Genomic DNA, 22480 nt, shown 5'->3' with positions numbered 1-22480 from the left:
TGTGTTTTATTTAGAGAGTATCAAATAGTACCAGAAAGTAGGTTGATAGTCGGCTATTCCAGTCGCTACATTTTGTCGGGCATGCCTTAGTCCCAATACACGTTGCTTGAATATCGAGAACTCGGACAGGACTTTATCGGTTACCCCATACTTGCGGCAATATTCCGGATCATGCTCCGCATAAGAGATCACGGCTTGTTGCAAGGGTTCGGGTAATGCGGGGAGTACTTCCGTCCCACTGAATCTTTCAACAAACGTTTTTATAGCGGGCAGGTCTTTCGATAATAATAACGTACCGATCGTATAATCCAATGCGGCTTTATTCAGGGGATTCTCTTCCAATATAATCATCAGGTTATCAAACAATCCGATTATATTGGCGAAAAGGTCTTTGTCGCTGGATAGGCTTTTTCTTTTTGTACCTAATTCCGGGTCACTCTCCACCGCTTGGTCATTATATAAGAACTTTCGTTGCGAGGAGGCCCATCCGTGATAGGCCCATGTCTTTTCCAATAAGGATATAAACTTCTCGGCCGCGGGATACTGTCCGTATATCAAATGGGATTTTATTAATAATTTAGTCATGACGGGACTGCCGTATGTAATTCCTACCGAGGTACCAAAAGCGAAATTGTATGCCAAGGACGTGATTCCTACATGGTAGTATATCTGGCTGAACAGGAAACTTTCCTCTATATGCGCTTGATACTTTGAGACCAAAGATTGTATTCCGCTTTGCGGATATTTGAATAAATCAGTCTGCATGACCCCCTTATGCGATAAGGCAAGGTTTAAGCAATTTAGGTGTAAGTAGTTATTATAGTTCAGATCGGTGGACGAGATTATGGCGTCCCATTGCTCGGTATCTATATAATGAAACATTTGCATCAACGTATAGAAATCTTTATTCCTCTGTTGAAGAGCCGTTTGCGTATAATACATACCGGATAAGGCAAGTAATGCTACGGCTACTAAAGCTTTTAAATAGGTTTTTATGTGATCTAAGTAACGTGATAGGAAGAATAGAAGCATAACGAGTAGCGCTACTTGCCAAGAGAAGCCGTAGAATGGTTCCAGCTCAATGAAATACTCTACGTAATCTTTCATCCAAAATACATAGTCATAATCGGGTTTACTGCCCCCTAGAACGCATAGAGAACCTACGATAAGCAGCAGGATCAACGGGATGAAGCTTGCGTACCAGCGTTCGCTTTTTTGTAATACATCAAATAGTAAGCTGCTAAGGGCGAATAATATAGCTACAGATCCCATCGTGTAAAACAATCCGGTCGCCAGCAAGCAACCGATTAAGGTGCGGTAGGTCCAATTAAATTTTCGTGCCCCGTAACTGTACAGGCTAAGAGCCAATGACCAAAATAACATGGCTATCAGCCCTTCATAATGATAGCTATCTTTCATTAGGTAAAGATATTGGAATAAGATGGGGAGAAAGGCCAAGGGCAGAAGATACAATGCTGGATGTATCTTTCGTAAGGTCAGCCAGAATAACCAACCGGAGATTCCACCGATCAATGCAGTCACCAGCGATCCGATCAGCGGCACCTTGAAGAACTGTATAATAAATTGGGAACAAATCGTAGCCAATCCTCCAATTGTCTTAAGTATATTCAATACATATTCACTATTGAATAGGAAGATCTGCTGTTGTTCCCGGTAGAAGAAGGTTGCTTCTTGAGTGGCTTGTAAATGTAACCCCAGAAGGCAGGTGCACAATAAGAGCAGAAGAATAGGTATGATCTTTTTGCTTGAATTATTCATGTTCTTTTTACTTTATGTATGTTTCCCAGATTCGATCTATTTATGATAAGTAACGTCAACCCCCTTGCTTTCTTTGGCAAGTTTGCTGATTTTCCGTATGTTAGATGATACTTTTCCTGTGATAAATTCAGGTATGTTATATGATTTCATGAACCGGTGGTAGAAATCCGTATCTTCCTGTGGTAATAGGAACGGTTTGGAGGCATTTCCGCTCTCGTCGATATAGGCGAAATAAGGTCGGGTATATAATCCGTCGATTCGTCGGCTGCTGAAAACGATCCATCGGTTGTTGCTACTCCACGAATGATAACTCTCCGTGTCTGTGCTGTTCGCGTTTCGTAAGGGATGGAAAAAACCACTCTCGATATCCAGAAGATATAAATCAGCGTCTTTATGCCAGATAGAGAAGTTCCCGTAGCCCGATAAGGTGAATAACAAGAATTTCCCGTCGGGAGAGACACGGGGAAAAGAGACACTTTTTCCATTCTCTCGTACATTATATAATGTGTCTATCTTTGATCCGAAACTCCTTGTTACCGGATCAAACGCTATGGAGCAAAGATTATACTTTACCTCCGAATACTCGTGGGGCATCGAACGTGCCTCGGCGGTACAGAAATAAAGCGTTCTTCCGTCGGGGGAAAAGGTAGGGAATGTCTCAAAAGCCTCTTTCGTACGAATAGCGGGAGTACTGATGATCTCATGTTTCTCGGTATCGTACACCACTACATCCGATTGGCTATCGAAAACCTCGACCCTGTTTTTGTCATTGGAATGAAAGCTCTGGCTCGTTTGGTTTACCGAGAATGCCACGTATTTCCCGGAGGGATGCCAAGAGGGATAAACCAAGGGGGAAATTGTTTGCTCCGTTTTCGTATTTAATTTTTCTATTTTATCTCCGTCTATCAAATAAGTCCCGGCGTATTTATCTCTCATGTGGAATAACATCTTGTTGGGGTTTTGCATACAAAATGAATGGCAATTCATGCAATTTTGTCCACTGTGTTTATTTTCCATAATGGGACTTTGTTCGTAGGTTTCCAGGCTCCGTTGGTAAATACCCATCTGGTTCCAAAGTTCATATCCGGGCTCTATCAGACGGTAGGCTAGATAGGAATCCATAGGTTCCTGTGCGATAAACAACGAGAATTCCGGATAGCTCAGCCATTCCTTATCCTTAGCATAAAGTTTTACTTGTATCGTTTTGCCTGTCGCTTTCCTAAGTAGCTTTTTCCAGTTGGCGGCAGGAATATGGAATTGCCCCTTTTTTTCTTTCACCTGCAACTTCACTTCCTCAAAACAGAAAACAGCGAACGCTTCCGTATGTGCATTCTGTATTTTAAAATTCAGGGGAGCGATATTATTCGGTATCGTTACATCTGCGTAATCTGGGTATAATATCGGTTTCTCAGAGGTTTCCTTGCTTACCGGAACCGTGTCTGAACATGAAAATATCCCCAGTACGATAAAACATACACATATAATATATAGATAGTGCTTTTTCATGGCAATGAATCATTTAAGAAGGTAATAAGACCAATAGGTGTCTCCAAAAGAGTTTTTTATCAATTGGGGTAGCTGTGGGTTATTCCGGTTCTGCAATACAAGATTCCTGTAACCTGTGAATTTCCGGATGACATTTTCGGACACGTTGAACCGTCTCCAATAATCCGAGTCTTTCTCGGCTAGTAAAATAACCGCTTCTTGGAAACTCGTCGGAAGGGAAGGAAGTGTAGATGTACCGTAATATTTCTCAATGAATGTCTGGAAAGATTTCATATCCTTGGATAAAAGATAGATGGCTCCGACAAATTGGATGGGAATCTGATTCTCCGGGTTTTGTTCTGCCCGGATCAATAAATCATGTTCTAACCCGTTTACACCGGAAAGGTTGTTACGAAGGGGAAGTCCTTTTCGTTTAATCCCCAGTACCGGATCTTCTTCTATGGCTTTATCATTATATAGAAATTCCCTATGTCGTTTTGCCCAGTCGTGATAAGCGTAAGTCTTCTCTAATATATCGATGTACTTCTCTGCGATTGGATATGTACCGTAAATCAAGTTGGTTTGGACTAGACGTTGTAGGTTCCGGGGATTACCGGCCCCAATCACGGTGACATATCCTTCAAATGCCATCTCTTGCGATAAGGCGATTTCTCCAAGCGTAAAATAGGCGTCGCTAAGTAAGGTCGATACGGAAGAAGTCTTATTCCAAGAGGCTAATAATCCTTGAGGCCCGTGTTGATCGAACGCAAACATCCGGTTTCCTAACTCGCCTTTCTCAGCAAGGGCGTTGTTTAGGTAAGTCAAGTATAAGTAATTCTTGATCGGACCTTGGCAGTTCCGGATGATTTGATCCCATTGTCCGTTTCGGGCATAATAATCTAGTTCCTTTAGTTGATAAGATTTTTGATCATTATATCTTGGTATCCCGAACCTGCAAAGTGCGAGAATTATGATAAGTTGTACGGAGATCTCTATCCAATCTCTCTTTTTCGAAGTGCCTTTAGGCCATGTAAATGCGAAGATCAGCGAAAGCGGCAAACTGACCCAGGAAAAATATATGACATTCGGAGCTTGTAAGATCGGATGATAATAGGCATCCGGTAGGAACGCGAAATGATAATCGGTAATGACTGTCGCCCATACGCAACTGGTCGCTATGAGTGTAAACTCGATGGGGATCACCAAGAAGACAACTCCTTGTTTGAATTGGCCGAATAATTCCTTGATGAATGCGCAGACCGTGAATAATCCGGCTATAGGCCCTCCTATCCAGAAAAGTAGAGGTGTGATAAGTAGGGCCGTAAATAATCGGAATCGAAAGTTATTGATCCGTATCCACCCATTCAAACAAAGTAGGCAAATTAAAAAGGCCACTGTTCCTTGTAGTAAGTAATTGAAATCGTATTGAGCCAATAATAAGGATAAGACGGGGAGTAAGTAAATCAGATACAACTCTTTTTCCGGGGTGATTTGTCTTACGACAGCCCTCATGGTAAGCCCTATGCCAGTGAGCAATGCGGCAAAGATAAAGGGACCGAGATAAGGGGTGATAAAAAATTGTGTCAAAAATTCCCCGATGACCGAAGATAAACCTCCCGGATAACTGATTTTATCCGCAAGATAGTCTCCGGAAAATTGGAATAGTTGAAGCTGCTCGATATAAAAGAAATGAAACTTGCTGGTTATTTGCAAGAAAACCCCTAATATGGCAAACAGTATCAAACCGAAGAGTATTTGTTTATATCTCATGGCTAGAGTATACGTTTCATTATGATTTAAAGTCAAACAAAGATATGTATTTAAAATGAAAAAAGCGAATAAGCATTCGCTTTTCGCTTTTGTGAGGGGGTAACCACACATATCACATGCCTGGTTACCCGATATTAATGTTAACCCACTTGTTTATTTCCAATTTTCATTTTGAACCAAGAGGCCGTCCATCTTTTGAATCTCATTCAATGGAATAGGCAATACGCACCATTTTGCGTTGTAAACGCTATTCGCATATTTCAATAAGAATTTCTTTTCATAAGAAGCGTAGCTGTTCAACTCATCGGCGATGATACCCCAGCGAGCCAAATCATACCAGCGGTGACCTTCAAGAGCCATCTCAATCTTACGTTCCCAACGTAACGCTTGCGTCGCAGATGCTTTGGAAGCGAATTGAGAATCGGGATATAAGCCGATACGGTAGTTAGCCGCGGCATTCGATAGAGTCTTTCCGTTTACCTTGTCCTCTAATACATATGAGGATGTAGTCTCTGCCATACCATTATTCGGATCGGCAGCCTTTACATATCCGTTGGCGGCACGGGCACGGACTTGATTGATATATTTACCGGCCTCCTTATGGTTGCCTGTTTCAATCAATGCCTCGGCGTACCATAGTAATACGTCTGCATAACGGATCAGGTGGAAGTTCTTCGCAGAAGAGTTCGTTACTGTTACGATAGACAAGCTACCCTTGTCTGCCTTACGCGGGATGTTCTTCTTGTTCAGGTACAAGCCACCATTACTATAATCGCGTACCCAACCATCCAAAGATGAAGGAACTGTCCAATCCCAGAACGGAGTATTGAAACGTCCGGTTGAAACATCCAGACGCGGGTCGGTGTAAACCGTTAGATCCGTATGAGGAATGTTGTTTGCGTCTAGCGTCGTAAGCGCAGGGCTGTTTTTATACTGACCATCCATCATCGGCAGACCGTTTGCGTCAACGATATGTGAGTTTACCAAATCGTTGGAGGGCTGATAGAATCCCCAACCTCCTGTACCTAACGCACCGTTAAAACCGATGTGCCATGGTCCGTTGATACTGGAAGTTTCTTCCACAGTACCAGTGATTGCCATTTGGATATCAAATACAGACTCGCCAGTCCAATCGGCTTCACCTGCGATGTGAAGCTCCTCATATGTGTCAGCCAATTTGTATTTTGTGCCGTTATTGTCTTTACCGTTCGCCATGACTTCCTCCAAAAGGCTCTTGACCTCAGTCCAACGGTTTTGTGAGCCGTTCTTTCCATCGTATGGAGAAGATTGATACATTTTTACTTTTGCCAATAAGGCACCTGCGGCCCATTTGTTTATACGCCCCTTGTCGGTAGTCCAGCGATCTGGAAGATTGTCGTACGCAAATTGTAAGTCATCGATGATCTTATCCCAAATATAAATGTAGTTACCACTCTCGTCTACATTAGAAACCTGCGGGTTTACGTTCTCTTGCATAGCCAGATCGTCCACGTAAGGAACAGCGGCTCCAAATAATTTTACAACCTCGAAATGCCAGAAAGCACGGAAGAAGCGTGCCTGTGCGATCGTTTCCGTATAGTTGTCTTTCGCCTCTCCATTGACCGTTGACATTTCTTCTTTGGCCATGTCTGCCAACTTGATCACGTTGTTTGCCACGAAAACACCGTTATAGCATTTTTTCCATTTCACGTTTAGGTAACCGTTGTCTGTGGTAAACGTATAGGTCTCCAAACTTGTGAAGTCCGGTTGGTCTTGATACGTGGAGCCCTTATTGGCACTACCGCCCATCACGTCGCCATATACATAGTTACTCAATGTTGCCTCGAAATAGGAGTTGTCGTGCATTTTTGCATACATACCTGTCACCAATTGCTCTACCCCTTTCGCTGACACGAAATCTTGCTCACTTACTGAACCAGCGGGTTTGACCTCTAGAAAATCCGAACAAGACGTATTTCCTAAGGCTAGAACTGCCGCCATTGCGGAATATATAAATATTTTTTTCATTATTGTTCTACTTAATTGTTAATATAATCAGATTTTCATTCCTAGTTTTAGAACGTAACATTAACTCCAAGGATAAATTGACGTGGCATACCGTATGAACCATAGTCTGTACCCATGTTACGGTCTTTAGAATTACCGGAACCATCATCCGTACGAACCTGAGGATCCAATCCGGAATAACCGGTCAATGTGAATACGTTAGAGATCTGACCATAGATACGGATCTTGTCGAATTTGATCTTGTTCATCCATGCTTTCGGCAAGGTATAACCCAACGTTAATGTTTGCATACGCAAGAAGGAACCATCCTCTATGTAGCTGGAATTAGATTCGTTGGCCGCAATCGTACTTTCTCCTGTAGCGGTTGCCCACATCGGGTAGATTCCGTTTGGATTCTCCGGGCTCCAAGAGTTGTCGCGACGATCTTTTGAATAAGCAGATTGCAAAGAACCGTAGTGTGTATAGTATTTATACATGGCAAAGATGTCATTACCTACGGAGAAGTACAAGTAAGTGCTCAAGTCGAAACCTTTCCAGCCTACGCTTAGGTTAACACCACCAGTCAAGTCCGGATGCGGGTTACCGATGAATGTACGGTCACTTGCGTCGATCTTACCATCGTTGTTCACATCTTTCACCTTGAATTGACCTACGTATTGAGACGGATTTAACGAAGCGGCGTCTGCCGTACCGTATGGTAATACTGCGCCTCCAGCATCATTCTTATAGTTGCGAACCTCATCCTCGCTCTTGTAGATACCATCCACCTGATAACCGTGGAACATACCAACCGCATACCCCTTCATCATGACATTCATGTTGGAGATACGAGTACCTTCGAAGATACCGGCTTCCGTACCGATCTCTGTCAATTTGTTCTTATAGTGAGAAAGGTTCACGCCAATCGAGTAATCTACCTCGCCGACCTTGTCGCGCCATGTCAAATTCAAGTCAACACCCTTATTTTCCATGTCGCCGATATTTACTTTAGGCTTGTCTGCGTTACCAGCCAAAGCAGACCAGTTCGCATCGATCAACATATCGGAGGTCTTCTTTAGGTACCAGTCGAAGTTGATGCCTAAGCGTTGGTCGAAGACTGTCGCATCGAAACCTACGTTCAACATCTTAGAGGTTTCCCACTTCGCATCGATATCACCTAAGGCCGTAACACCGTATCCTGTCATTACGTCCGTATCACTACCGGTGATGCTATAGAGCCACGTGTTACCTGTACCGTAGCGGAATGCCCAGTTGTATGCTCCGATATTAGAGTTACCTGTCGTACCGTAACCGGCGCGCAACTTGAAGTCGTCTAACCATGTACGAGTCTTTTCCATGAAATTCTCGTCTGACATACGCCATCCCAAAGATATGGAAGGGAATGTACCCCAACGGTTTTTCTCGGAGAATCGAGAGGATGCGTCTCGACGAACGGTCACGGTAGCCAAGTATTTGCCTTGGTAAGCGTAATCAGCACGTCCGAAGATACCAAACATGGTGCTGGGTGAGTGCATGTAACCACTGTTACGTAAGTTGGCGGCAGAACCGTTGTCGATTTGCCATGTGTTCGGGTCATCCTCGAACTGGTAATCAATACGGCCGGCCTGTATCACGCGGCCTAAGCCCTCGCGGATAGCTTCTGTTCCTAATACTACGCCGATTGAGTGGTCTTCGTTGATTGTCTTTTTATAAGTGGCCGTATTCGTCCATTGGTAGCCTAACCAATAACTGGCGTTCTCGTAGAACTCGTTGTTGTTACGTCCCTCCTTGTTGGTCATGATAGTACGCTTGTTCATCCAAAAGTCCCAAGCGCCACTTAAGCGGGCACTGAACTGCGTACGGATCGTCAAGTCCTCACCAATGCTTTCCAATGGTTTGATCTCCGCATAGATAGCGGATTGCGCACGCAAGAAACGACGGCGGTTATCCTTACCGTGGTTAACAGACATCACGGCACTTTCCGCACGTCCACCCTCATTGTTCACGGATCCCGCATAGTCTCCACCTACCGTATAAATAGGTACCCACGGCTGGATGGAGAAAGTCTTACCGAATGTGTTGTCGTCACCTTGGCGCCCCCGCTCACCGGAGTTCTCTATTACGGCGAGATTCGTATTTTGTCCGATGTTGAACCACTTGTTTACGAAGAAGTTGGTATTTGCACGCAAAGAATAACGGCGGAACCAAGACTCCTTGATTGTACCCTCACGGTTCATGTAGCCTAAACCTACCGAGTAGGTAGCCTTCTCGCCACCACCTGTTACTGAGATCTCGTGGTTCTGCACCTTACCGGTCTGTACTACCTCGTCGTACCAGTTTGTACCTTTACGAGCTTCTTCTTCTGAATAACCATCCTCCAGCATTTGGTAGTAAGCGGAACGAGACCATGTGTTTGTTCCGTCATCCTTATAGGATTTTATCCATGCGTCGATTGAACCAAACTCTTGAATGACTTGATCCTTACTATAACCAGCAGGTTTCAGTGCGTAAGGCATTGTTAAATGGCCTGAACCATCTGCTCCGATTGAGCCGAACTGTGCGTGAGTCGTGGTCAAACCGCGATATTTCAACAGGTTACGCTGACCTTCTTCTTGGAATTCCATCGCTTCCCATGCGTCCAATAGATCATAACCGTTATTAGCCATCTTGGCCACACCGAAATAACCGTTGTAAGAAACCTTTACACGGTCATCTTTCTTTCCTTGTTTGGTGGTGATGATGATAACGCCATTCGCTCCTTTCGCTCCATAGATGGCGGCGGCGGCGGCATCCTTCAAGATCTGCATGGACTCGATATCGTTCGGGTTCACGGCATCGATATCTACACCGGATACACCATCCACGATCACTAACGGGTCGGAACCATTCACGGAGCCTACACCACGGATACGGATCGTAGTCTCACCCAACGGACCGCCACCAGCCTGTACGAATACACCGGCTGCCTTGCCTTGCAAGGCCTCGGCGAAGTTGGATACTGGAGTCTCTTTTAAGTCATCTGTAGAGACTACGGCCACGGATCCGGTAATGTCTTTCTTCGCTTGGGTACTATAACCCGTTACGACAACCTCGTCCAAGGCTTGGGAGTCTTCTACTAATGTAATTTTGATAGAGGTCTGGTTATCTTTAAGATGCACTTCTTGAGTTACGTATCCGATGTAAGATACTACTAAGACTGCGTTTGCGGGCACATTGTCGATTATAGCACGACCGTCCATGTCCGAGATGTTTCCGATAGTAGTCCCTTTTACGACTACATTAGCTCCGAGGATAGGGCCAGATTTGTCTACGATGGTACAGTTAACTTGTCGTCCATCTTGCTGTACGCTCATAAGTCCTGTACTGGATGTTGGATACAAATAATCTGTTTCTGTAGCAAAAGCAGTTCCGGCTCCGTACAGAAGAAAAGAAGCTCCTAAGACTAATGGCTTCCATGATACAACATTTCTCATACAAATTTAGAATTTAAGGTATAATAAAATAAAAAACACAGACTTTTAACAAAATGAATTCACTACTCTGCCATACCTCTAGGGTATGTTACATCTGTTTACATCTCAAAATAGGCAAACATCATTCTCTTCTTCTCAACTTCATTTGTGTAGCTTCTTCATTATCATGTCTTTAATGATAAAAGCCGCTTCTTGCTATCTTTCATAATACTAAAAAAACGACTAGTCTAAACGATCGTTTAAATCTTGCGTTTTTGAAAAGAGGAAATGATGATTTGAAAAAGAAAATCTTTTTTTAGATCGATGAAGGGTTATCTCTCCCATTAGCAATAAGATAAAATAAAAAAAAATCAACAAAAAGTTGCACGTGTCGAAAAAAAAACAGACCTTTACAAACGACTAATAGAAACGATCGTTTCGATTAGTCGTTTTATGAAAAAACATTTAGACCATAAGTATTCAAGAATTTGCTGAAATCTAGAATGTTATTGTATATAGAAAGATCATTTTGCTGTTAGATTGTGTTTTTTATTGATTTATACCTTAAAATCTAATGTTGTATGAGAAATGTAGTATTATGGAAACAGGTGTTTCTAGGAGCCTCTTTGTTTCTATGTGGCACAAGTCCAGTTATGGCCACAGAAGTAGGCGATTTAGTACCAGACGTAAGGGGCAATGCCCTGCAACAAGATGGACGTAGAGTCACTTGCACTATTTCAGACAAAGCTGGACCAATTGTTGGAGCGAATGTCCTTATTAAAGGGACAACTATCGGAAATATTTCCGATATGGACGGACGGGTCATACTTGATGGTGTGCCGGATAATACCATATTGGTGGTATCTTACATTGGCTATGTAACTCAAGAGATCTCTCTGAAGAATAGCCAGAACAATATCAAAGTAAAATTAGCGGAAGACACACAAGCCTTGGATGAGGTCGTTGTTGTAGGTTATGGTACCCAAGCGAAGAAAGATATTACGGGATCTGTCGCTGTCGTATCTACGGAAGAGTTGAAGGAGACTCCGGTAGCGACATTCTCAGAAGCCTTGCAAGGAAAGGCTTCCGGTGTGTATATCTCGAACTCGGGTGGACCTAGTGGTGAGACGACTATCCGTATCCGTGGTGTCGGCTCGTTGAATGGTTCGGACCCATTGATTGTTGTGGACGGTGTCTCGAATGTGGATATCGATGCGGTCAATCCGAATGATATCGAGTCTTTGCAAGTCTTGAAAGATGCTTCCGCTACTGCGATCTACGGTGCGCAAGGAGCGAATGGTGTAATCATTATCACGACAAAGCAAGGAACTAAAAGCGGCCGGGTACGAGTATCTTATGATGGTTACTTTGGTGTGGCGAAGATGGCGAATAGTGGTTATGATTTGTTGAATGGATGGGAGGCGATGGAATGGCAAGCACAAGGTATGAGAAACGTGCGGGATTATCGCGGACAAACACCCACCGCTCATCCTCAATTCGGATCGTTGAACGATAAAGATGAATTGACGATGCCTTATGCGATTAAACCGGCTGGTTTATCAAAAGATCAAGTAATCTCGCAGTTTGGTAGTATCGATGCGTGGGTGGCTTCCTATAAACCGGATGGTAGTAATTCGTGGTCACGCTCCGCTTATTACCAGATGTTGGAAGATGGATATTCGGAAGCGGAGGCCCAGAAAGGAACGAATTGGTATGATATGGTGACTCGTACGGGTAAAGTACAGGATCATCAGATCTCTTTATTAGGAGGTGGAGAGAAAGGAACTTACTCGGCTTCTTTAGGCTATACTAATCGGGAAGGAACGATTATCTCTTCTTTCTTTAAACGTTATTCACTGCGTGCCAACTCTACTTATAACGCGAATAAATATTTCACGATAGGCCAGAATTCCAATATCGCCGTAATGGAGATGGGCGGTGAGCGGGGTCGTCAAGGGGATGCGAGCGTATTCGCCCAAACATATACGATCCAGCCATGGGTACCTGTTTATAATGTAGGTGGCGATTATGCGGGATCACAGGCCTCGGAAGGTGGACGTGCGAATACGGCTTATCAGACAGCCATGAATCAACAGGATGATTGGACTCGTTTCATGCGATTGCAAAGTGCGGCTTTCGCCGAGTTGAAACCGATCAAAGGCCTGAGTCTTCGTACGCAGTTCAGTGTTCGTTTGATGGGTATGTGGAGCCAAGCGTTGAGTGAGAAGACGATCGCTACCAATAAAGAGGGGCAATCTCAAAATTATCTGGAGGAAAACGCGAATTGGAGGTTGGATTATCAGTGGACCAATACGGCGACTTATAAGACGAAATTCAATGAAGATCATGACGTGACATTTATGATCGGTACGGAAGCTATGAAATTTGGTGTGGGACGAAGTATGAAAGCCATTCGCTATGATTATATCTTCGAGAATAATCCCAATACATGGATATTAAACAATGGTTCTTCCGACAATATGAAGAATGAAGGAAAAATGTTTGATAAAAGTACGATGTTCGGCTTGTTTTTCCGTGGCGATTATTCCTATAAAGGTAAATACTTGGCAACTGTAACGGTTCGCCGGGATGCTTCTTCCCGGTTTGGCGAGGATAACCGCTGGGGTACATTCCCTTCTCTTTCTTTAGGCTGGCGTATGTCGGATGAGGTCTTTATGGAAAAGACACGTACGTGGTTGGATGATTTAAAGGTGCGTGCGGGTTATGGAACGACCGGTAACTCTAATATCGGAGCCTATAATTATGCGTTTCAATATGCGACCGGAAATGATTATTTATATGGAATCACAGGTGCGGATTCAGGGGCGTCTCCGGGCTATGCGATCTCAAATCTGGGTGATGTGAATGCTAAGTGGGAAACAACCAAGATGTTTAACGTCGGTTTAGACGTAACGGCGTTGAATAATCGTTTGACCGGAAGTATCGATTATTATATTAAGAAGACTTCAGATTTGTTGGTGAACGCTAACTGGTCCGCTTTGGCCGGTAACGCTACTAAGCCAAAGATCAATATTGGCGATATGCAGAATAAAGGTCTTGATTTCAGTGTGGGCTGGAGAGATAAAGTCGGTGATTTTAGTTACTCGGTAAACGCCAATATCTCAACCTATAAGAATAAGGTTACCCAATTAGGTTCCTCGGATCTATTTACGAATACGCGTTTGAGTAAGGTAAACATCACCACGGTTGGTCAACCGGTAGCGATGTTCTACGGTTATCAAGTGGACGGAATCTATACGAGTGAACAAGATGTGCTGAACTATAAGACCGCGGATGGAAAAACGATTTTACCGTATGCCGTGGCGGACGAGGCCAGCTTGAATCCTCAATCATGGGTAGGTCGTTATAAGATTCGTGACGTGAACGGAGATGGAAAGATTGGGGCGGAAGACCGTACGATTATCGGTAATCCGCATCCGGACTTCACGGGAGGTGTGAACCTTAGTGTTGGTTGGAAAGGTTTTGATTTGAGTACATACCTTTATTTCTCTGTAGGTAACGACTTGTATAAACATTATCAGTATTATACGCATTTCGGGGCATTACAAAGTAACTTCTCTAAAGATCGCTTGGAAAACTCTTGGGATCCCGTTACAAACCCGGATGGTATCTATCCATTATGGGCTGGTACATCTAATGAAGGTACGGAGGCGGCTAATGAATCCAATTCTACTTATATAGAAGACGGTTCATACTTGCGTATGCAGACATTGACGCTCGGTTATACGTTGCCAAAGAGTATCTTGAATAAGATCAAATTTGAGAAGATTCGTGTTTACGGTCAGGTTTCCAATGTGTTTACATTAACAGGCTATTCAGGTTTGGATCCGGAGGTTCGTAGCAATAATGAAGATAGCAGTAACGATATGATGAAAGGTATCGACTACGGTTCTTATGGTATGCCACGCCAGTTCATTTTAGGCGTGAATATTTCTTTCTAAAAGGATTTTCGATAAGGATATTGATAACGATTAAAAAAAACAGTATGAAAAGACTATTTATATATTCAATGTTAGTGGCGTCTTCATTAGGAGCGATGACCTCTTGCTCTGACTTCTTGGATGTGAAGCCGGTGGGTGCGGTCAGTGAAGAAGAGTTACTGAATCAGGAAGGCGTAAATTATGCGATTACAGGAATGTATTCATCGATGCTTACACAGGAGTATTTTGCGGCTCCTTTGACAAATTATGCCTATGGCGATGTACTGGGTGGAAGCGCGAATAAAGGGTCTACGTTTACGGACCAGTCTGACTTTACGAACTTGGAAACGTATGCGATCACTACGGACAACGGATATTTGAATACCAAATGGAAAGTGGTTTATGAAGGTGTCTATCGTGCGAACAACGTGATTAATATGATCGATAAAATCAAGGACGAGCTTTCCTCCGTAAAAGGCGTATCAAAGGATTTTTATACCGAAGCGATCGCCCAAGCCCGATTCTTCCGCGGATTCTGGCATTTTGAGGGAATGAAATTATTTGGTGCCGCTATTCCTTACGTGGGAAGCGAGGAGTTCGCTAGCGATGTAAACCCAAAAGTTTCCAATGTGGATGAGTCTGGCAATTATATTTACATATGGGATAAGGTGGCTGAGGATTTACAGTTCGCTTATGATAACTTGCCGGATATTTGGGCGAGCGATAAAGGGCGTGTCAATAAATGGGCCGCCGCCGCTTTCTTGGCAAAATTGAGGCTGTATCAGTCTTCACCCTATAACGGTACGAATGGTACTTCCGATCATTGGGCGGATGCCAAGGCTTTATTGGAGGCTATTATCGCGAATGGGCAGGATAATAATGGCACGAAATTCAAACTAGCGGATACTTATGAGGATTTGTTTACGGCAGGTAGTGCCGATTGGAGCGGTGAGTCCGTGTTCGATATACAGCGGACTATCTCTGGTTCTCAGGTAATCACGAACTCTATCGAAGGTTCATGGCATACGGCTCCTCCGGGAGGTATGGGTACATCCGGATGGGGTTTCTATCAACCTTCCTATGAGTTGGTAAACTCACATATCGTAGACGAGAGTGGTTTGCCGTATCTGGATAAATCATATCAAGATAAACCGGCGTTGACTACCTTGACAGATAATATTCCACATACGGATTTAGAGGTTTTTACCGATCCTCGTCTGGATATCAGTACCGGTCGTTTTGATGTCCCTTATTGGGACTGGACGGTTCCTTCTATCTTGGATGGGTGGGTACGTGATATCGCGAATGGTGGTCCTTATATGAATAAGAAGCGGCAACCGAAAAAAGCGGATAAAGGCGGTACGAGCGTATCTACGGAGACGAGTTCTACAGCCAAGAATTACCATTTGATCCGTTATGCGGATGTTTTACTTTGGTATGCCGAAGTCTTGATTCACGACGGAAATTATAAGGAGGCCGGGAAGTATATAAATGAGGTACGTGCCCGTGCGGCAAACTCGTATGTGAAGGGCGTTGATGCTGCCACGATGTTGCCCACTTCTACATCTTATGTCTTGGATGATAAAGTGAATGGGAAGTTGGATTCGAACGCTGCGGCTAATTATCGTGTAGGTTTGTATCCGGATTCGCAATTCAACAGCAAGGATGGTGCTTTAGCCGCTTTACGTTTCGAGCGTAAATTAGAGTTGGCGATGGAAGGTCATCGCTGGTACGACTTAGCTCGTTGGGGAATAGCGTACGATGAGATAAGTAATTATATCACTTACGAGAAGAGGCATCTCGGAAAGTTTGCCAACTGCGTTTATAACGCTAAATGGGTAACTCTTCCGATCCCGAATGATCAAATCGTGACCATGGAAGGCGTTTTAGTCCAGAATGAGAATTGGAAATAAATCGTAGGTTAATAATCTGTATCGGTCAGGCATGTGATATGTCTGACCGTTTTGTATATTTGCGGCATGAAGTCAACAACCCGGAGGGTTTCGGTGTTTTTTAATAAACAAATAAAGAGAATAGGATGAGACTGGTGTATATTTATCATAGCGGGTTTGTTGTAGAGGCGGAAGGCTTCTCCATCTTGATCGATTATTTCAAAGATACGAATCCGGGCCCGGCGAAGGGGTTTGTGCGTGGGGAGCTATTAAAACGTCCGGGGACGTTGTACGTCTTGGCATCACATTTCCATCCGGATCATTTTAATCCGGACGTGTTGAAATGGAAAGAGGAGAAAGACGATATCAAATATATTTTCTCCAAGGATATCTTGAAACGCCGCCGGGCAAAAGCCGAGGACGCTTTTTATATGAAGAAGGGAGATGTGTACCAAGATGAGCATTTAACGATTAGGGCGTTCGGATCGACCGATGTCGGTATCTCTTTTTTGATCGAGGCGCAAGGTAAACTGATTTTTCATGCCGGAGACTTGAATAATTGGCATTGGAAAGATGAGTCTACTCCACAGGAAGTTGCGGAGGCGGAAGGGAATTACCTGAAAGAACTGGATATAATAGCGAAATATACGCAGGCGATGGATGTTGTCATGTTTCCGGTAGATCCCCGCTTAGGGACCGATTTTATGCGAGGTGCCCAACAATTCATCGACCGGATAAAGACCGGTATCTTTGTGCCGATGCATTTCTGGGAACGTCCGGCGGAGGTCATGGCTTTTGCCCCGTATGCCGAATCGAAAGGTTGCCGGTATGTTGTCCTTTCTGTACCGGGTGAGGGTACCGATATATAATATATTATTAATGTATAGGTTTTAGAAAACATATAAATTTATTTAGGTATGGAAGTTAAAGGCAGATTTGACCATTTCAATATTAACGTATTGGATTTGGAGAAAAGTATCGCTTTTTATAACAAAGCGTTGGGATTGAAAGAGCATCATCGAAAGGTCGCAGAAGACGGTTCTTTTATATTGGTTTATTTAACGGATGAGCAAACCGGTTTCTTGATGGAGCTGACTTGGCTGCGTGACCGGAAAGAACCTTATGAGCTAGGCGACAATGAGAGCCATCTTTGTTTCCGGGTAGCCGGCGATTATGAGGAGGTACGTAAATACCACAAGGAAATGGGAGCGGTTTGCTTCGAGAATACCAAGATGGGATTGTATTTTATTAATGATCCGGATGACTATTGGATCGAGATATTACCGTTGCGATAATTCTCCATTATTATATAACAATGTTGCTTAACATAAGTTTTCGAAAAAAGAAGATAAAATGACAGGAATCTGTAAAATTTTCTTCAAATCGTATTGCAACTTGTGTTAAACCTCTTATATTTGCTACCCAGAAAGAGGAAAATCATTATTAATCCTAAATATAAAATCATGGAGAAGCCTTATGTAGTAGGTATCGATATAGGTGGTACCAACACTGTTTTTGGTGTAGTTGACGCAAGAGGAACAATCTTGTATAGTGGATCAATTAAGACTGGTAAATATGCAGACGTTAATGACTATGTAGCGGAACTTGCTAAAGGTCTGAAGTCTGTTATTGATCAGGCTGGTGGTCCGGATAAGATTAAAGGTGTGGGTGTAGGTGCTCCGAACGGAAACTTTTTCAACGGATGTATCGAATTCGCTCCGAACTTGCCTTGGAAAGGTAAGATTCCTTTGGCTCAATTGATCAGCGAACAGATCGATGGTATTCCTGTTGCTTTAACAAACGACGCCAACGCTGCCGCTATCGGTGAGATGACTTATGGAGCCGCTCGCGGTATGAAAGATTTTATCGTGATCACTTTGGGTACTGGCGTGGGTAGCGGTATCGTAATCGGTGGTAACTTGGTATACGGACATGACGGTTTTGCCGGCGAGTTGGGCCACGTTATCATGCGTCGTAACAATGGTCGTCAGTGCGGTTGCGGTCGCCAAGGATGTCTGGAGGCTTATGCTTCAGCTACCGGTGTGGCTCGTACGGCTCGTGAATATCTGGAAATCCGTAAGGACGAGAGTGTTCTTCGCGACTTGGATCCGGATGAAATCACTTCAAAAGACGTATACGACGCAGCTATGAAGAATGATAAGATCGCTCTTGAGATTTTCGAGGCTACCGGCTCTATGTTGGGAGAGGCTTTCGCTGATTTCGTAGCATTCTCTAGCCCGGAGGCTATCATTTTGTTTGGCGGTCTTACGAAAGCTGGTGATTTGATCATGAACCCGATTAAACGTTCAATGGAGAAAAATATGTTGAAAGTTTACGCAGGTAAGACTAAATTATTATTCTCTCAATTGAAAGAGAGCGATGCTGCCGTATTAGGAGCAAGTGCTTTGGGTTGGGAAGTAAGAGACCAAAGCGCTGGTTTGGAAGTCTAAATCCGGTTTTGCGTATAACGAAAAGACATTTGCGAAATAAGGCAAGCCGCATCTATATTTAGGTGCGGCTTGTTGTTTTTAATTGAATTATAAATCATAAAGTATGAGACATCCGTTGTATCAATTTCAGTTTTGCCCGGTTTGCGGGGCAAAAGCTTTCGTGGAACATAACGAGAAAGCGAAAAAATGTATGGCGTGCGGTTTTGTTTATTATTTCAACCCGTCGTCGGCTGTCGCTTGTTTCATAAAGAACGCTAAGGGGGAGTTATTGCTGGTTCGCCGAGGAAAAGAGCCGGCTAAGGGTACATTGGATTTGCCCGGTGGCTTCGTCGATATGTTTGAGTCGGGGGAGGAGGCCGCTCGCCGGGAAGTAAGGGAGGAGACGGGGTTGCATATCCAGAATTGTCGTTATTTGTTTTCCTTGCCTAATTTATATATGTATTCCGGCTTTGAGGTGCATACGCTGGATATGTTTTATGAGTGTTTGGTAGATGATTTCAATAACGTGCATGCGGAAGATGATGCCGCCGAGATCGTGATCCTTCACCCGGAGGATGTGAATCCGGAAGACTTCGGTTTAGACTCTATCCGAAAGGCGGTACCGATCTATCTTGGTAAATATTGATAGAACTTGCCTGCTGTTTGGCGCATATTACTTATATTTGCGAATTAGAACGAATAGGCACTGAAGTAAGTGCTTGTATTAAAAAGCAAATGAGTGATGAAAAGAATACTTATTCCGCTGTGTCTGGTAGTAGGCAGCCACATGGCAAGCGGGCAGAGATCGTATCAATTTGATGCGCCGAACCGTTTGTTTGTCGAAGGCAAGGAGTTGTTTAGTTTGAAGAATTATTCAGGTTGCATCGATAAGCTGGAGGCGTATAAACAGCATTCCACGGATGCCGACTTGATTCAAGAAGCCGATTATATGTTGGTCTACTCCGCTTATGAGCAAGGCCGTCCCAATGCCGTTGAGTTATTGAAAGATTATCTGGATGTGTACCCGGCTTCCCGTCATGCGGACGAGGTGAACTTCTTGATCGGTTCCGCCCATTTCGGACAGGGAGAATATCAGAAAGCTATCTTTTGGTTTAACGAATCGAACATTGATATGCTAAGTCCGGAACAACAGGAGGTTTATTGTTTCCGTTTGGCTTATTCCTTGTTGCAAATTGGGGATATGGAGAAGGCCCGTGGTTATTTCGCACGGATCGAGCAGATCGGAACGAAGTACCGGGAAGCATCTACCTATTATGTCGCTTATATCGATTACGCAACCGGTAAATACAACAATGCCTTGGTGGAATTTACCCGCTTGAAGGACTTGCCTGATTATAAGGAGCGATCTTTGTACTATATCACGCAAATTTATTTTATCCAGAATAAATACGAGAAAGTGATCAGCGAAGGTAAGGAATTGCTAGCCTCTTATCCGGATAGCGAGAACAATAGCGAGGTTTACCGTATCATGGGTAACGCCTACTATCATCTGGGAAATGAGGATCAGGCGATTAATATGCTGAGTAAATATGTATCCTCGACGGATAGCCCGTTGAGGGGCGATTTATATATCTTGGGCGTATGTTATTACAATAAGGGTAATTACAGTAGCGCCGTGAACGCTTTGGGGCGGACCGTACGTGAGAACGATGCCCTTTCGCAGAACGCTTATCTGTATCTGGGGCAAAGTTATCTGAAATTAAAAGATAAGAATAACGCCCGTATGGCCTTCGAGGCTGCCGCGACTTCTTCTTTCGATAAGCAAGTGAAAGAGGCGGCTATGTATAATTACGCTTTATTGATCCACGAGACCGCTTTCACTGGCTTTGGCGAGTCGGTGACAATCTTCGAGGATTTCTTGAATGATTTCCCGAATTCCAAATATGCCGATAAGGTAAACGATTATCTGGTGGAGGTTTATTTGACTACCAAGAACTATCAAGCGGCTCTGAACTCTATCGATAAGATCAAGCATCCGAGCACGAAGATCTTGGAGGCGAAGCAAGATATCTTATTCCAGTTGGGAACGCAGGCGTTCACGAATATGGAATTGGATAAGGCGGTCGATCTTTTCAGCCGTGCGATTTCGTTGGGCGCTTATAATCTGGAATCTCGTAACGACGCTTATTTCTGGCGTGGGGAATCTTATTATCGCCAAGGTGAGTATAACAAGGCGATTTCCGATTATCGTACCTATTTGAATAATACCCGCCAACGTAATACGGATATGTATGCCTTGGCACATTATAACTTAGGTTACAGCTACTTCAAATTGAAAGAGTATGGCGAGGCGTTGAACCGCTTCCGTCAATACGTGAATTTGGAAAGCAATCAGCAGACTCCGGCTTATGCGGACGCTTATAATCGTATCGGCGATTGTTTATTCCACAACCGTCAGTTCGCTATGGCGGAAGAGAATTATACCCGTGCGGCGCAATTGCAACCGTCCGCCGGAGATTATTCGGTGTATCAGAAGGGCTTCTTGCTGGGATTGCAGAAAGATTATAAGGGAAAGATCAGCGTGATGGATCGCTTGATCCGTGAGTTCCCGGAATCACAATATGTGGACGATGCCTTGTTTGAGAAAGGACGTTCTTACGTGTTATTGGATAATAATCAAGCGGCTGCGGCAAGCTTTGAGCAATTGATGCGTGATTTCCCGCAAAGCAGTCTGGCTCGTAAGGCCGGCGTACAGCTTGGTTTGATTTACTTCAACGACAATCAGCCGGAGAAAGCGGCCGACGCTTATAAGAGCGTGATTAGCAATTATCCGGGTAGCGAGGAGGCGAAAGTGGCCTTGCAAGACTTGAAGTCCGTATATATCGAGCTGAACGATATCAATTCGTTTGCCGCCTATGCGAATTCGTTAGGTGGAAATGTTCGTTTCGAGGTGAGTGAGCAAGACTCCTTGACCTATCTGGCGGCCGAGAAGTTATTTATGCGAGGCGATAATGAGGGCGCTCGTCGTAGCTTGACGAATTATTTGCAAACCTTCCCGCAGGGAGCGTTTAGCTCGAACGCTAATTTCTATTTGGCAAGTATCGCTTTTGCCAAGAAAGATCTGGAGGAGGCGAAACGTCTGTTCTCGTTGGTATTGGAGAGCGGTGATACGAAATTCAGGGAAGAGTCTTGGGCTCGTAAGGCTGAGATCGAGTATCTGGATAAGGATTACGCCGCCGCTATGGAAAGTTTCAAGCATCTACAGGCGGTAGCGGAGAATCCGGAGAATAAGGAGGCCGCTAAATTGGGCTTGATGCGTTGCGCCGAGTTGACCGGTCAGCCGCAAGAGGCTTTGCTTGCCGCCAACGATTTGCTGAAGGAACCGAAGCTATCTCCCGAGATTATGTCCGAGGCCCGTTATGTCCGTGCGAAGGCTTATATCAGCTTGAAGCAGGAGAACAAGGCGTTGGCCGACTTGAAGGAGATCAGCAAGGATACCCGTACGATACACGGGGCGGAGGCTAAATATCTATTGGCTCAATTGTATTATGATAATAAGGATGATAAGAATGCCGAGACTGTCTTGATGAACTTCATCGAGAACGGTACGCCTCACCAATATTGGTTGGCACGGGGCTTTATCTTGTTGGCTGATATTTATATCCGCCAAGGTGATGATTTCCAAGCTCGTCAATATCTGACCAGTTTGCAAAACAACTACAAGGGCGATGATGAGATCGCCGCGATGATCGAAGACAGATTGGGTAAACTAAAGAAATAAAAGA

At 44.0% G+C, this 22480-nt stretch carries 12 protein-coding genes; 7 read left to right on the top strand and 5 right to left on the bottom strand.

The genetic code is table 11. From position 1 onward, the window contains the following. Positions 1-6 precede the first annotated feature (6 nt). The 5 genes from DWX84_RS10940 to DWX84_RS10920 form a co-directional block, all read right to left on the bottom strand. Entirely contained in the window at positions 7-1779 is a 1773-nt protein-coding gene (locus tag DWX84_RS10940) for a DUF6057 family protein (RefSeq protein WP_048927178.1), read from the bottom strand. Between the two features lie 36 nt (positions 1780-1815). After that, entirely contained in the window at positions 1816-3285 is a 1470-nt protein-coding gene (locus DWX84_RS10935) for a PD40 domain-containing protein (protein ID WP_048927179.1), read from the bottom strand. Between the two features lie 9 nt (positions 3286-3294). Then, positions 3295-5034, bottom strand: a complete 1740-nt coding sequence (locus DWX84_RS10930; protein ID WP_048927180.1) for a DUF6057 family protein — start codon at positions 5032-5034, stop codon at positions 3295-3297. Positions 5035-5187: 153 nt separating this feature from the next. Then, positions 5188-7041 (bottom strand): RagB/SusD family nutrient uptake outer membrane protein, encoded by a 1854-nt coding sequence (locus DWX84_RS10925; RefSeq protein WP_048927181.1) that lies wholly within the window; start codon positions 7039-7041, stop codon positions 5188-5190. 47 nt (positions 7042-7088) lie between these two features. After that, entirely contained in the window at positions 7089-10493 is a 3405-nt protein-coding gene (locus tag DWX84_RS10920; protein WP_057326181.1) for a TonB-dependent receptor, read from the bottom strand. A 560-nt stretch (positions 10494-11053) separates the two neighbouring features. Between DWX84_RS10920 and DWX84_RS10915 the strand changes: the two genes are divergently transcribed. From DWX84_RS10915 to DWX84_RS10885, 7 genes are all read left to right on the top strand, one after another. Continuing rightward, a complete protein-coding gene (locus tag DWX84_RS10915; protein ID WP_121960641.1) occupies positions 11054-14434 on the top strand; it encodes a TonB-dependent receptor in 3381 nt (1126 codons plus the stop codon). 44 nt (positions 14435-14478) lie between these two features. Further along, positions 14479-16326, top strand: a complete 1848-nt coding sequence (locus tag DWX84_RS10910) for a RagB/SusD family nutrient uptake outer membrane protein (RefSeq protein WP_057326179.1) — start codon at positions 14479-14481, stop codon at positions 16324-16326. Positions 16327-16451: 125 nt separating this feature from the next. After that, positions 16452-17174, top strand: coding sequence for an MBL fold metallo-hydrolase (locus DWX84_RS10905; RefSeq protein ID WP_057326178.1), 723 nt, complete (start codon positions 16452-16454; stop codon positions 17172-17174). A 48-nt stretch (positions 17175-17222) separates the two neighbouring features. Next, positions 17223-17600 carry a VOC family protein gene (locus DWX84_RS10900; protein WP_005867648.1) on the top strand — a complete coding sequence of 126 codons (378 nt, stop codon included), beginning with the start codon at positions 17223-17225 and terminating at the stop codon, positions 17598-17600. Positions 17601-17768: 168 nt separating this feature from the next. Then, positions 17769-18755: an ROK family protein gene (locus tag DWX84_RS10895; protein ID WP_005867650.1), complete on the top strand. Its 987-nt coding sequence runs from the start codon at positions 17769-17771 to the stop codon at positions 18753-18755. Between the two features lie 103 nt (positions 18756-18858). Next, positions 18859-19380 carry an NUDIX domain-containing protein gene (locus DWX84_RS10890; RefSeq protein WP_008772740.1) on the top strand — a complete coding sequence of 174 codons (522 nt, stop codon included), beginning with the start codon at positions 18859-18861 and terminating at the stop codon, positions 19378-19380. Between the two features lie 96 nt (positions 19381-19476). Continuing rightward, complete coding sequence (locus DWX84_RS10885) at positions 19477-22476, top strand: tetratricopeptide repeat protein (protein WP_048927185.1); 3000 nt, start codon at positions 19477-19479, stop codon at positions 22474-22476. Positions 22477-22480 lie beyond the last annotated feature (4 nt).

It is taken from the genome of Parabacteroides sp. AF21-43, assembly GCF_003635435.1.
Classification (GTDB): Bacteria; Bacteroidota; Bacteroidia; order Bacteroidales; family Tannerellaceae; genus Parabacteroides; species Parabacteroides distasonis.
Note: the sequence above shows the minus strand (reverse complement) of the source record. Positions and strands in the feature narration are given on the sequence as shown.